At 71.8% G+C, this 13954-nt stretch carries 9 protein-coding genes and 1 riboswitch; of the genes, 5 read left to right on the top strand and 4 right to left on the bottom strand.

The annotated features are described in order from the left end of the window. Positions 1 to 25 precede the first annotated feature (25 nt). Entirely contained in the window at positions 26 to 3121 is a 3096-nt protein-coding gene (locus AMK19_RS11640) for a SpoIIE family protein phosphatase (protein WP_073810700.1), read from the top strand. 218 nt (positions 3122 to 3339) lie between these two features. Further along, positions 3340 to 3732, top strand: coding sequence for a hypothetical protein (locus AMK19_RS11635; protein ID WP_143200157.1), 393 nt, complete (start codon positions 3340 to 3342; stop codon positions 3730 to 3732). A 97-nt stretch (positions 3733 to 3829) separates the two neighbouring features. Here the strand turns inward: AMK19_RS11635 and AMK19_RS11630 are convergent, their stop codons facing one another. The 3 genes from AMK19_RS11630 to AMK19_RS11620 form a co-directional block, all read right to left on the bottom strand. Continuing rightward, positions 3830 to 4606, bottom strand: coding sequence for a 3-oxoacyl-ACP reductase (locus AMK19_RS11630; protein ID WP_143200156.1), 777 nt, complete (start codon positions 4604 to 4606; stop codon positions 3830 to 3832). After that, positions 4603 to 5979 (bottom strand): aldehyde dehydrogenase family protein, encoded by a 1377-nt coding sequence (locus tag AMK19_RS11625; RefSeq protein ID WP_073810696.1) that lies wholly within the window; start codon positions 5977 to 5979, stop codon positions 4603 to 4605. The genes AMK19_RS11630 and AMK19_RS11625 overlap by 4 nt, the downstream gene beginning before the upstream one ends. 80 nt (positions 5980 to 6059) lie before the next feature. Continuing rightward, the gene (locus AMK19_RS11620; protein ID WP_073810694.1) at positions 6060 to 7448 is read right to left on the bottom strand and encodes a glutamine synthetase family protein; all 1389 of its coding nucleotides are present in this window, start codon (positions 7446 to 7448) and stop codon (positions 6060 to 6062) included. Positions 7449 to 7826: 378 nt separating this feature from the next. On the opposite strand from AMK19_RS11620, the gene AMK19_RS11615 reads away from it, so the two are divergent. Next, positions 7827 to 8711 (top strand): GNAT family N-acetyltransferase, encoded by an 885-nt coding sequence (locus tag AMK19_RS11615; protein ID WP_073810692.1) that lies wholly within the window; start codon positions 7827 to 7829, stop codon positions 8709 to 8711. Positions 8712 to 8737: 26 nt separating this feature from the next. Here AMK19_RS11615 and AMK19_RS11610 read toward each other — a convergent pair whose 3' ends face one another. Continuing rightward, positions 8738 to 10090, bottom strand: a complete 1353-nt coding sequence (locus AMK19_RS11610) for an acyltransferase family protein (RefSeq protein ID WP_158071893.1) — start codon at positions 10088 to 10090, stop codon at positions 8738 to 8740. 256 nt (positions 10091 to 10346) lie between these two features. Further along, positions 10347 to 10519: riboswitch (M-box (ykoK) riboswitch) on the top strand. A 758-nt stretch (positions 10520 to 11277) separates the two neighbouring features. On the opposite strand from AMK19_RS11610, the gene AMK19_RS11605 reads away from it, so the two are divergent. Then, a complete protein-coding gene (locus tag AMK19_RS11605) occupies positions 11278 to 12534 on the top strand; it encodes a magnesium transporter MgtE N-terminal domain-containing protein (protein ID WP_274536967.1) in 1257 nt (418 codons plus the stop codon). Continuing rightward, positions 12531 to 13928 (top strand): NRAMP family divalent metal transporter, encoded by a 1398-nt coding sequence (locus AMK19_RS11600; RefSeq protein ID WP_274536966.1) that lies wholly within the window; start codon positions 12531 to 12533, stop codon positions 13926 to 13928. The genes AMK19_RS11605 and AMK19_RS11600 overlap by 4 nt, the downstream gene beginning before the upstream one ends. Positions 13929 to 13954: the final 26 nt, after the last annotated feature.

Genomic DNA, 13954 nt, shown 5'->3' with positions numbered 1-13954 from the left:
CGCCCCCGGAACGGCAGGTGGCCAGATGGACACCGACAAGCAGGGCATTCACCGGATCCGCCCCACTTCTCCGTTCGCGGAGGGCGGTGCGCAGCTGCCGGACGGCCTGCTGGCCATTCCGGTCGCGACGGCCCTGGTCGCCGCCGACGGCCGGATCCTGCACTGGAGTCCGGATGCGGAGACCCTGCTCGGTTTCGCCGCCGAGCAGGCGGTGGGAGCCCGGGCCGCGGACCTGCTGGTCGGTACGGACCGGCGTCCGGAGGTGCTGGAGGTGTTCTCCCGGATCCTCGACGGCCGCCCGTTCTCGGGGATCTTCCCGGTGCGGCACCGGGACGGGCACCTGGTGCGGCTGGAGTTCCGGACCTTTCCCATCGTCGGCCCGGGTGGCGTCCCGATGGTGCTGGCGGTGGCGTCCGACGTCAGCTCGGTGCGCAGACTCGCCTCCGACCTGGCCATTCTGGACGGTTTCTTCACCCAGTCCCCCGTCGGCATGGCGGTGTTCGACACCGAGCTGCGGTTCGTCCGGTTGAACGACGCGCTGGCCGGGTTCAACGGGGTGTCGCGGCAGCAGAGCATCAAGCGGCGGCTGACCGAGGTGCTGCCGAGCATCGACGGGCAGCAGGTCGAGGCGATGATGGCGCAGGTGCTGGCCGACGGCGAGTCGGTGCTGGACGCCCGCACGCACGGCTGGACGCCGGCCGACCCGGAGCGCGAGCACGCCTGGTCGGTGGCGTGCTTCCGGCTGGACCGGCCGGACGGCAAGGTGCTCGGGGTCTGCGTGACGGTCGTGGACATCACCGACAGGTTCGAGGCGGAGATCGCCGCCGAGGCCGCCCAGCAGCGGCTGGCGCTGCTGAACGACGCGTCCGCCCGGATCGGGACCACCCTGGACCTGGCCACCACCGCCCGCGAGCTGGCCGAGACGGCGGCGCCGCAGCTGGCGGACGCCGTGGTGGTCGAGGTACTGGAGTCGATGGTGAGCGGCGCGGAGGTCGCGCTGCCGGACCGCTCCGACCGGTCCGCGGTGCTGCGCCGCTTGGCGTTCCACACCGTTCCGGACAGCGGGATGCAATCGATCGGCCCGGTCGGCACGGTGCAGCACTACGGCCCGGGCAGCCCGTACGCGTGGTCGCTGGCGCACGGCCGGCCGGTGCTGGTGCCGCACGCCGACTCCCCCGCGATGAAGTGGTTCGACGGGGACCCGGTGCGGGCGTCGGCGATCCACGAGCAGGGGGTGCGGTCGTTCATGGTGGTGCCGCTGATCGCCCGCGGTTCGGCGATCGGCACGGCGACGTTCCTGCGTTCGCACACCGAGGCGCGGTACGACGAGGCGGACGTAGCGCTGGCGTCCGAGTTGTCGGGCCGGGCCGCGGTGTCGATCGACAACGCGCTGCTGTACACCCGCGAACGGGACGCCGCCGAACAGCGGCAGCGCGCGTTGGAGACGGCCGAGGCGGCGCAGCAGCGCCTGGCCCTGCTGAACGAGGCGTCCACCCGGATCGGCACCACGCTGGACCTGCACCGGACGGCGCAGGAGTTGGTGGACGTGGTGATCCCCCGGTTCGCGGACTTCGTCACGGTCGACATCCGCGAGGCGGTGATGGCGGACGAGGATCCGGAGCCGGTGCCCGAGTCGGGGTCGGTGCTGCTGCGGGCGGTCGCGATCGGCGAGCGCACGGGCGACGGCGAGGACGCCAAGCTGGCAGGTGCGGCGGACGAGGTCGGCGGGTCCTCGCACTCCGCGCACCTGTACGCGCAGGCGATGCGCACCGGGCGGTCGGTGCTGGTGCCGCACGTGGACGAGTTCGCGTTGCGCCGGATCGTCACCTATCCGGAGCGGGTGCAGCCGAGCCTGGACGCGGGCCTGCACTCGTACCTGATGGTGCCGCTGCTGGCGCGCGGACAGGTGCTGGGTGGTGTGGAGTTCGCGCGGATGGCCAATCCGGAGGCGTTCACGGCAGCGGACCTGGCGCTCGGCGAGGAGCTGGCGGCGCGGGCGGCGGTGTGCATCGACAACGCCCGGCTGTACCGGCGCGAGCGGGACACCGCGCTGACCCTGCAGCGCAGCCTGCTGCCCCAGGACGTGCACCACACACCGGGGTTGGAGATCGCGCACCGATATCTGCCGTCGACGGTGGGCGACGAGATCGGCGGCGACTGGTTCGACGTGGTGCCGTTGACCGGCGGCCGGGTGGCGCTGATCGTCGGCGACGTGATGGGCCACGGCATCCGGGCGGCCGCCACCATGGGCCAACTGCGGACGGTGGCGCGCACGCTGGTGACGCTGGACCTGGATCCGGCGCGGGTGCTGCGCCGGCTGGACGACGCGACGGCGCAGCTCGGCGAGGGCCAGTTCGCGACCTGCGTGTGCGCGGTGTTCGACCCGGTGGACGAGGAGTGCATCCTCGCCTCGGCGGGCCATCTGCCGCCGGTGGTGTCCGAGCACGACGGGCAGGCTCGGCTCGTCCAGCCGCCGCCGGGGGCGCCGTTGGGCGTGGGCGGGGTGCCGTTCGAGTCGATCCGGTTCCCGCTGCGCGAGGACGGGCTGCTGGTGCTGTACACGGACGGGCTGGTGGAGCGGCGCGGCCAGGACCTGGACGAGGGCCTGGAGTTGCTGCGGGAGACGGTCACGCACCGGCAGGGCACATTGGAGCGCGGCTGCGACGTGGTGCTGGACGCGTTCGGGGCGACGATGGGGCAGGACGACGTCGCGGTGATCATGGCGCATGCCGGGCCGGTCGGCGAGGACCGGTTGGCGACGCTACCGCTGTCCGGCGATCCGGCGCTGCTGCGGCACGCCCGGGAGTTCACCCGGCGGACGCTGACCGGCTGGGGCCTGACCTCACTGGTGGAGCCGGTGGTGCTGCTGACCGGGGAGTTGCTGGCGAACGCCCTGATGCACGCCGGTTCGCCGCTGCAACTGCGGGTGTTCCGGGGCGCGCTGTTGACGGTGGAGGTGTCGGACGCGGACAGTCGGGAGCCGCGGCTGCGGCCGTCGACTCCGCACGACAAGGGCGGCCGGGGTATGCAGTTGATCAATGAGTTGGCGCACCGCTGGGGCAGTCGGGCGACCCGGGACGGCAAGGTGGTCTGGTTCGAGATGGAACTCCCGGCCCGCTGATCCGATCGTCATACCGCTTCTCCTCAACTCCCTTCTCCTGAACAGGAATCCACCGCACCTCCATCCGGTACGTCATCCGGCGGTACCCCACTCACCCGTCACGGCACTGGCGTTGCCCCGGGCGGGTGACGACACGGGCGAAGGCGCGCGCCGCAGGTCGGGCCTCCTCCAGGATCGGTCGCGACCGGTCGCGTTCGGCACCAACCATGGAGGAACAGATGCGTTCCAGCATTGCCAAGCTCACCACCGCCGCCTTCCTCACCGGGCTCGCCCTGTTCGGCTCCGCGGGCACTGCCTCCGCCGACGAATACCCGCACGGGGCGATCGCCGTCGGCGGCGACGCGGTGGCGCAGAACGGTGACGCGGTGGCGATCGACGGTGACGCCTGGGCCGCGGGCGGCAGCGCCGCGGCCGTCAACGGCGACGCGGGTGCGCTGGGCGGCGACGCCGACGCCGTCCAGGGCGACGCCTGGGCCGAGGGCGGCGACGCGATCGCGATCGACGGCAACGCCGAGGCACTGTGCGGCAACGCCGACGCCGTCGAGGGCGACGCGCTGGCCTACGGCGGCAGCGCGATCGCGGTCGGCGGGGACGCGCTCTCCTCGGAGTGACCGCACCCCCGACGCCCCGTCCGGGCTGACCGGCGCAGGGCCTCACGGCCGGGCGGTGTCCTCGCGACCCGCCCGGCCGTTGCGCTGCGCCCGACGGCTAGAGCGGAGTGACGTAGGCGCCGGAGATGCCGCCGTCCACCAGGAAGGTGTTGGCCGTCATGAAGGAGGAGTCGTCGCTGGCCAGGAAGGCGACGGCGGCGGCGATCTCCTCGGGCTCGGCGAACCGGCCGAGCGGGATGTGCACCAGGCGGCGGGCGGCCCGTTCCGGGTCCTTGGCGAACAGCTCGCGCAGCAGCGGGGTGTTGACCGGGCCCGGGCACAGGGCGTTGACCCGGATCCCCTCCCGGGCGAACTCGACCCCCAGTTCGCGGCTCATCGACAGCACCCCGCCCTTGGAGGCGCTGTAGGAGATCTGCGAGGTGGCCGCGCCCATCACCGCCACGAAGGACGCGGTGTTGATGATCGAGCCCTTGCCCTGGCGCCGCATGTGCCCGATCGCGTACTTGCAGCACAGGTAGACGGAGGTCAGGTTGACGTCCTGGACGCGCTTCCACGCCTCCAGTCCGGTGACCAGGATCGAGTCGTCGTCGGGCGGCGAGATGCCGGCGTTGTTGAACGCCACGTCGAGGCTGCCGTAGTGCTCGACGGCGGTGTCGAACAGCACCCGGACCTGTTCCTCGTCGCTGACGTCGGTGCGCACGAACAGGCCGCCGACCTCGTTGGCGGCCTTGGCGCCGGTCTCCTCGTCGATGTCGGCGCACACCACCTTCGCTCCTTCGGCGGCGAACCGGCGCACGGTGGCCAGGCCGATGCCGCTGCCCGCGCCGGTGACGACGGCCACCCGGCCGTCAAGTCGCTTGGTCATGAAGCTCATTCCTCCGTCGCGATGAAGACGTTCTTGGTCTCGGTGAAGGCGTGCAGGGCGTCGGGGCCGAGTTCGCGGCCCAGGCCGGACTGTTTGAAGCCGCCGAAAGGCGTCCAGTACCGCACCGAGGAGTGCGAGTTGACGGACAGGTTGCCCGCCTCGACGGCGCGGGCGACGCGCAGCGCCCGGCCCACGTCGCGGGTCCAGATCGAGCCGGACAGGCCGTAGTCGGTGGTGTTGGCGATCCGCACCGCGTCGCTCTCGCCGCGGAACGGCACCACCGCGACCACCGGCCCGAACACCTCCTCGGTGAACGCCCGGTGCTCGGGCTCGATCGGCGCGAGCACCGTCGGCGGGTACCAGAACCCGGGCCCTTCCGGGGCGCTGCCGCGGAACGCGACCTCGGTGTCGCCGTCCACGTAGGAGGCGACCCGCTGCCGGTGCGCGGCCGAGATCAGCGGGCCCATCTCGGTCTTCTCGTCGGCCGGGTCGCCGACCCGCACGGATCGCACCGCGCTCTCCAGCCTGGCCATGAACGCCTCGTACACGCTCGCCTCGACCAGGATCCGGGAACGGGCGCAGCAGTCCTGCCCCGCGTTGTCGAACACCGCGTACGGGGCGGTGGCGGCCGCCTTGTCCAGGTCGGCGTCGGCGAACACGATGTTGGCGCTCTTGCCGCCGAGCTCCAGCGTCACCGGTTTGACCTGGGCGGCGCAGCCGGCCATCACGGACCTGCCGACGGCGGTGGAACCGGTGAACACCACCTTGCGGACGTCCGGGTGCGTGACGAAGCGCTGCCCGACCACCGGCCCGCGTCCGGGCAGGACTTGCAGCACGCCCTCCGGCAGGCCCGCACGCAGGGCGAGTTCGGCGAGGCGCAGCGCGGTCAGCGGGGTGAGCTCGGCAGGCTTGAGGATCACCGTGTTGCCTGCGGCGAGGGCCGGTGCGAGGGCCCAGGCGGCGATCGGCATCGGGAAGTTCCACGGGACGATCACTCCGACCACGCCGAGCGGTTCGTGGAAGGTGACGTCGAGGCCGCCGGCGACCGGGATCTGCCGGCCGAACAGCCGCTCGGGCGCGCCCGCGTAGTACTCGATGACGTCGCGCGCGTTGCCGGCCTCCCAGCGGGCGTTGCCGATGGTGTGGCCCGCGTTGGCGACCTCCAGCGCGGCCAGCTGTTCGCGATCGGCGTCCACCTCGGCGGCGAAGCGTCGCAGCAGCCGGGCCCGGTCGCCCGGGCTGACGGCCCGCCAGCTCTCGAACGCGGCCTTGGCGCGGGCGATCGCGGCGTCGGCCGCCTCCGGGCCGGCCAACTCGACGGTGGCGATCACCTCCTCGGTGGCGGGGTTGACCACCTGGTACGGATCGGGCTGGTCGGTCACGACGCTCTCCTCTGGTGTGGTGTCCGCGCGGCAGGGTCGGCAGGGCCCGCGCCGTGGTGGCAGCGCCGGGTGTTCGCGCCCTACAGCCGCTCGAAGCCGCGGCGGCGCTCCCAGTCCGTCACGGCAGCGTCGTAGGCGGCGAGTTCGACGCGCCCCGCGTGGGCGTAGTGCCGGACCATGTCCTTGCCGAATGCCACGGTGGCGGCCTCGCTGCGGTCGAACAACTCGATCGCCTCGCGCAACGTGGCGGGCACCCGCGGCGCGTCGGAGGCGTAGGCGTTGCCGGTGAACTCCGGTTCCAGCGGCAGCTGGTGTTCCACGCCGTGCAGCCCTGCGGCGATCAGCGCGGCCACCGCCAGGTACGGGTTGACGTCCCCGCCCGGCACCCGGTTCTCGAAGCGCAGCGACCCGCCGTGCCCGACCACCCGCAGCGCGCACGTCCGGTTGTCGCGGCCCCAGGCGATCGCGGTCGGGGCGAAGCTGCCCGACACGTAGCGCTTGTAGGAGTTGACGGTCGGCGCGAGCAGCAGCGCGAACTCGCCGAGGCAGGCGAGCTGGCCCGCCAGGAAGTGCTCCATCGTCCGGGAGAAACCGGCCGACTGCCCGTGCCCGCCCACGGCCTCCTCCGTACCGCTCCTGGGGAAGACGGGCCGGCCCTGCTGGTCGCGCAGGCTCAGGTGGATGTGGCAGGAATTGCCCTCCCGCTGGTCGTACTTGGCCATGAAGGTGAGGCTGACGCTCTCCTGGGCGGCGATCTCCTTCGCCCCCGTCTTGTACACGGCGTGGTCGTCGCAGCAGCTGAGCGCGTCCGTGTAGCGGAAGGCGATCTCGTGCTGCCCGAGGTTGCACTCGCCCTTCGCGGACTCCACCACCAGCCCTGCGCCCGCCATCCCGGTGCGCAGCCTGCGCAGTAGCGGCTCGATCCGACCGGTGCCGAGGATCGAGTAGTCCACGTTGTATTGGTTGACGGGCGCGAGGTCCTGGTAGTGCTTCTCCCAGGCCTGCTCGTAGCTGTCCCGGAACACCATGAACTCCAACTCGGTCCCCACGTACGCCTGCCACCCGTAGCCGGCCAGGCGCTCCAGCTGACGACGCAGCACTTGGCGGGGCGACACCGCGACCGGGCTGCCGTCCCGGTGGACGAGATCGCACTGCACCATCGCGGTGGCCGGATGCCACGGCACCATCCGCAGCGTCGTCAGGTCGGGCCGGAACACCAGGTCTCCATAGCCGGTCTCCCACGAGGACACGGCGTAGCCGTCCACGGTGTTCATCTCGACGTCCACCGCCAGCAGGTACCCGCAGCCCTCGGCCCCGCCGTCCAGCACCTCGTTCAGGAAGTACTCCGCCGCCAGCCGTTTGCCCTGCAGCCGTCCCTGCATGTCGGTGACGGCCAGCACCACCGTCTCCACGGCGCCTTCGGCCACCAGACTGCGCAGGCGCTCCACCGTGAGTCGCGCGTCGGTCATCCGCCCTCCACCTCCGCCACCCCGAGTGCGCCCCGGCAGCCTCGTGCGGCTGCCGTGACGCCGACCACCACGGCGACGATGATCCCGCCCCGGACCTGCCTGCACCAGTGGCTGCGTGCGTGTCGATCCGAACTGATTCATCGTCAGATCATCACTCTTCACGGCACTTTGACGCTGCATCAGTTCTTTGCACCACTCCTCTCAACCCGCTCTGAACGCCCTCCGCACCCCCTGCACCCGCCGCCCCACATCGGTGTCCCTCGCCCGGTCGGCATCCGACGGAGATCGAAAATCGCTTGCGGCGGTCCGGCCCGCCTGCTTCCGTGCCGCGTGCACGATCAGTTGCCCTGCCGTCTATCCCACTGGAGTTCACCACCCGTGACGTTCCGTCTGACCCTCCTCACCGACCCCGCCCTGCTGGCGCACTCTCGCCGCCTCACCTGGCTGGCATCCGCGCCCGACGGCACTCCGCTCGGAACCGCCGTCCTGGGACTGTTCACCTCCTCCGACCAGGCCCACCTGTCCTCGCTGACGCTGAACGTCCACCCCGCCGAACGCCGGCGCGGCGTCGCCTCGGCACTGCTGTCCGCCGCCACCGCCGCAGCCGTCGAGGACGGCCGCCGGGTACTGCTCGTCCAGGCCGTCGAGGGCTCCCCGGGCGATGCGTTCCTCACGGCGCGGGGTTTCGAACGGGCCCTGGTCCTCGAGTACGTCCGACTGGACCTGACCGCACCTGCCGACCCGCCGGCCGCCGATGACGCCCCGATCCACCCCGGCTACCGGCTGATCTCGTGGCTCGGCAGCTGCCCCGACGAGTGGCTGCCCACCTTCACCGTTTCGCGCACCGCCATGGACGACATGCCGATGGGCGACACCGACTTCGGTCGGCTCGTCTGGGACGAGGCCCGGGTCCTCGCCGCCGCGAAGGCCGTGGCCGACCGCGGTGAACTCCTGCACACCGTGGCCGCGGTCGAGGAGGGGACCGGCAGCATCGTCGGCTTCACCGAGCTCGTCCTTCCGGCCGACCGCTCGGGCGACGCCCAGCACTACGGCACCGGCGTGCTGCCCGCCCACCGTCGGCGGGGCCTCGCCCTGGCGATGAAGGCCGAGGCCGTCCGCTGGTGCCGCACCGAGCAGCCGGGGATCACCGGCCTGCTCGCCGACACCGCCGATCACAACACCGGCATGCTCGCCGTGAACCGGGCCCTCGGCTACCGTGCCACGCACCGCTCCATCGAGTTCCGCCTCTCGCTCCGACCCTGACCTGTCCGACCGTCCCTGACGTCCGGTCAACTTCCGGCCTGTGTCGCCACCTCCGTCGCCTCCCTCGTCTCCGCCGCTGCCCACCGGGTGGCGGCGGCGCCGACCAGCGCCGACCCGATGACGAACGCCAGCACCACCTGCCAGTCCGGCGATCCGTCCCTGGCAAGGCCCTGTACCGCCCAGTGAGCCAGCGACCAGACGGTCGCGGCCAGGCCGGCCATCAGGAGGGGCGGCCGCCACGCCCCGTTGATCGCGGCCCCCGGCAGGGCCCACCGGGCCGTGCGTATCAGCAGAGCGTCGACCGGCCGCAGCACTGCCAGCAGGAAGCCGAACAGTGCGGCCAGCACCAGGATCCAGGCGGGCCGCCAGGCCCACCAGGCGGCCGATCCCACCTCCGGCTCGGGCGCCAGGTCGGTCAGGTAGAACGCGGCACCAGCGGCGAGGACCGGCACCATGTGCCACAGGTAGAGCGTCATACTGACCCTGCCGAGCGGCTCGACGAATCGCCTGCGACGCGCCGACCGCAGCGCCTGCTCCGCGAACGGAGCGAGCAGCAGGCACAACCCGCACTGGGCGACCAGCCACGCCAACATGGCCGGCGAGGGCGGGTTGGTGTTGGACACCTCCTCGCCGGTGACCAGCACGAGGCTGACCGGGAACGGCCCGAACCCCACCAGCGCCGCATAGCCTGCCGCACCACCCAGGGCCAGAACGGCCCCGAACCACCGGCGAGTTGCCGGCCCGCCGTCCTTCCAGTCGAAGCCGAGTTGGTACGCGACCGCCCACACCAGCAGGTAGTTGAGCCAGCCGACCCGCCCTGCCCACTCCGCGTCCGCTCCGCGCACCACCAGGTCCACGGCAACCGCCGCAACGGCCGTCACCGCCACCGGGCGAAGACCCCACCGCCGGTACAGCGTGTACAGCCACGGTGTCAGCGCACTGATCGTCAAGTAGACCGGCAGGAACCAGAACTGCATCGCCAGCGCCCAGCCGATCATCCCCAGCAGCGCCGGGTCCGTTCCGAGGGCCGCGGCGATCAGCAGCCCGCCCAGGGCCGGCACCAGGTACGCACCGGTGGGCAGCAGCATCCTCAGGGCCCGCCCGCGGATCCAACCGGCCGCGGTGCCACCCTCTGTGCGGCAGGCACTCCAGGAGCCGGCCGCCGCATAGCCCCCGGCCAGGAAGAACACCGGCATGATCTGGAAGAGCGGCGTCAGCCACTGGGTCCACGGCACGGCAACCATCAACTCGGGTGCCGCCAACGACCCGTCGGACCTCCGTTCCAGTGCGGTGATCAGCCAATGCCCGACCACCACCAACACGATCGCCACCGCCCGCAGCAGGTCGACGTACCCGCTGCGCACCGACGCTTCCTTCACTTCGTTCCCCTCTCCCCCATGTCGGTCATCATCTCCGGTCACCTTTCCCGGCCGCCCCACCCGGCGCGTTGCGGTTCAGCCTCAACTCCCGCCCGCCCGATCCCTGCTTCCGTCCCGCGTCCACGCCCCCGAGTTCTCCGTCCGGACGGCGGGCCCCACCCCGGTCGTTTCCCCAGGTCCGACCAGGTCGGAGTCAAACCCTGGTCAAGGGTGCAGTGACTGGGGCATCGGTGGCCCTATCCTGGTCCGGTAAGGACAGACACCTCGTTCGGTGAGGCGTCTTCACGGACACAGGCCACTGATCCCACCCGTCGAGAGACGCTCCGGATCAGGACAGGTCTCCCCGGCCCAAGGGGTGATCCCAAGTGGCTTCCCCAGAGTCGGGGACACGCCGTGGAGTGCCAAAGCTCTGACGAGTTGGGGTGTGCCGGGCCCTCAGCGCCCGGTCGCCTGCCGCGCGGCCGCGAGTGGTACTCGTCGGCCAAGAACGGGAGGAGGCGAGATGGACTGCAGTAGTCCGGGGCACAGTCGGCCCCTTCCCGTTTTGTCCTCGCCGTTGTTCTGCGGTTCGAGGCAGTTCTCCCTTCTCTGATTCCGTGACGCTGTGCGGCTGAACGCCTCCGGTTGTCCGCCGTGCCTTCCGCTTTCATGCGGCAGACTCGTCGTTCCACCGGCGGCACGGCCTGCGGTCGGCGCTGCCGTTACCGGCCTTCGACATGCCCTGGCCGCGGCTGCACCGGTCTGCGGTCCTGGCACGCCCGATGCCGGCCACGCCATGGTCTTCCACCACGGCTTCCCGCTGCCTGCCGTGGGCCCGCGACCGGCAGCCCGTTGCCGTCGGCCGAGCCCATGACCGCGCCCTCGACCGGACCGCCCCGACCGGGCCCGGGCCTGGCCGTCCCGGTCCGGCCGGTCTGCGGCCGGACCGGTCTCGACCGGGTTGATCCTCAGGGCTGGTCCGGTGGGATCGGTCCGCGCCGGTGGGCAGGCCGTTCACGGAAGTTGATCGGAGCTCGCGAGGAACTGCCCCGAGCCGCCCGTCGGCCCCGCCTCGCCGGGGCAGAGGGGTGTTCACCATGGCCACCAACACACTCTTCAGTTCAACCACCTCCAGGTTTCGCGATCGTCGAACCGACCTGAACCACCGCGCCACCGCCGGCCGTGCGGTGCGTTCCTCCCTCGTATCGTTGGCCGGGCTGATCGGGGCACCCGTCACCAACCAAGCCGGCGGCGAAGTCGGACGGCTCGCCGACGTGGTCGCCCGGTTGTACGGCCCGGAGCCGTATCCGCCGATGACCGGCCTGATCCTGCGGATCGGACGTCGCCGGGCCTTCCTGCCGGCGGACGCGATCGGACGCCTCGCAGCCGGGCAGGTCCGGTTGCGTGCCTCCCGGGTCGACCTGCGGGACTTTCAGCGCCGCCCCGGCGAGGTGCTGTTGGCCCGTGATGTGCTGGACCATCAACTCGTCGATGTGGACGGCGTCCAGGTGACCCGGGCCGCCGACCTGTACCTGGCGCCGTTGGTGGGCCGGGTGGTCCTCGTCGGGGTGGACGTCTCGCTCCCGACGCTGCTGCGCCGGCTCGGCCCGCGCCGCTGGCAGGCCCGGCCGACACCGGACCGGGTCCTCGACTGGCAGTCCGTCGCTCCGTTCGGCGAGCAGGCCACCGACGGTCCGGCGGAGGTGCGGCTGCGTGCGTCGCGGTCCGCCCTGCACCGGCTCCGCCCGGCCGATCTGGCCGACATCCTGGAGGACCTCGGCCGCAGCGAACGCCAGCAGCTCCTGGGGTGGTTGGAGCCGGAGCGCGCCGCGGACGCCCTGGAGGAGATGGTGCCCGCCGAGCTGGAGAACCTCCTGCGCGAGGCCCGCCCGGAGCATGCCGCCCAACTGGTCGACGCGATGGAACCCGACGAAGCCGCCGATGCGCTGCGCGACCTGGCGCCCCGCGAGCGGGAGACCCTGCTGGCGCAGATGCCCCGCGAGGAGGCCGCCGAGCTCCGCGGTCTGCTCTCCCACCGGGAGGGCACTGCCGGTGGTGCCATGACGACCCGTCTGGTCACCGTCCGGCTGGAGCAGACCGTCTCCGAGGTCCGGGCCGAGCTGGCAGCCCAGGCCGAACACCGCGCAGAGATCGACGCCGTCGTGGTGCTCGACGCGGACGGACGGCTGATTGCCGACGTACCGCTGTTCGAGCTGGCGGTGGCCGAGGACTCCACCCGGATCGTCGACCTTGTGGACTGGCTGGCCCAGTTCGGTGCACCGGTCACTGTTGCCCCGGACACCCGACTCGCCGAGGCCGCCGACCGGCTGATGGCCGCTCGGAAGTCCTCCCTCCTGGTGGTCGGCGAGGACGAGCGGCCGCTGGGCCGCATTCTCGCCGACGACATCCTTGACGCCCTGCTGCCCGAACGCGGGCCCCTGCACTTCCGGAGGTTCCGCCAGTGAACGCCCACCTCGACCCTGTTGCCGCCGGCTCCGCCGCCTCCACCGCCACCGACTGCACCGCTCAGCAGTCCGCCTCGTCGGCGGCCGTCAGTGCGGCGACCGGACCCGGCGTCACCACCGTGCCCGCCGGACCGACCGTCCCGCCGGCCCCCGCCCGCCGACGCCGGCTGCGCCGCCTCACTGCCCTGGCCATGGTCGCCGGGCCCGGCCTGGTCGCCGCCAACGCGGGCAACGATGCTGCGGGTATCGCCACCTATGCCTCGGCCGGGTCCCAATTCACCTACGGCACGCTGTTCTTCATGGTGCTCGTCACCATCGCCCTGGTGATGGTCCAGGAGATGGCCGTCCGGCTCGGGGCCTACACGGGCAAGGGTCTCGGAGCGCTGATCCGCGAACAGTTCAGCCTCCGGCTGACCGCTCTGGCGGTCGGCTGCCTGTTGCTGGCGAACACCGGCCTGGTGGTCAGTGAGTTCGCCGGAATCGGCGCGGCATTCGAGCTGCTCGGTGTACCCAAGTGGGCGGTCGTCCCGCCGGCTGCCGTACTGCTGTGGGCGCTGGTGCTGTTCGGCTCGTACCGGTGGGCCGAACGGATCTTCCTGGTGATGTCGCTCGCGTTCTTCGCCTACCCGGTCGCGATGGTCCTCGGCCACCCCCACTGGGGCCAGGTCGCCGAACACCTGGCGGTTCCGCACTTTCAGCCCTCCAGCGACTTCATCCTCCTTGCGGTGGCCCTGATCGGAACGACCGTCAGCCCGTACATGCAGTTCTATGCCGCGGCCGGGGTGGTGGACCGGGGAGCGAAGCCCGAGGAGTACAAGCTGATCAGGGCGGATGCCGTCTTGGGAGCGGTGTTCGCCTGCGTCATCAGTCTGACCATCATCGTGGCCACGGCGTCTGCTATCGGCGGGACCGGTCCGCTGCAGTCCGCCGCCGAGGCCGCCCGGGCTCTGGAGCCGGTGGCTGGGCCGGGTGCGGAACTGCTGTTCGCCTTCGGCTTGTTGGGCGCCTCCGCTCTGGCCGGCGCCGTGGTGCCGCTGTCCGCCAGCTACGCGATCGGCGAGGCCGCCGGGGTGGAACGCTCGGTCTCCCGACGGTTCCGCGACGCACCGTTGTTCCTCGGTGTGTTCACCGCGCAGATCGCGCTCGGCGCGATCGTGGCGCTGACGCCGGTGGACGTCATCCAGCTGCTGATCGGCACTCAGGTGCTCCAGGGGCTGATCAGCCCGATCGTGCTGGTGTACCTGCTGGTGCTCACCAACCGCCGCTCGCTGCTCGGCGACGCCGCGAACAGCCGTCGGTACCGGATCGCCGCGACCACGGTGGTGGTCGGAGTGGCACTGATGTCCACCGTCCTGCTGGTCCAGACCGTCCTCGGGTGGTTCGGCCTGGCCTGATCCTGCGACCGGCCGACGCCGCAGCA

The sequence above is a fragment of the Kitasatospora sp. CB01950 genome (genome assembly GCF_001905465.1).
Classification (GTDB): domain Bacteria; phylum Actinomycetota; class Actinomycetes; order Streptomycetales; family Streptomycetaceae; genus Kitasatospora.
Note: the sequence above shows the minus strand (reverse complement) of the source record. Positions and strands in the feature narration are given on the sequence as shown.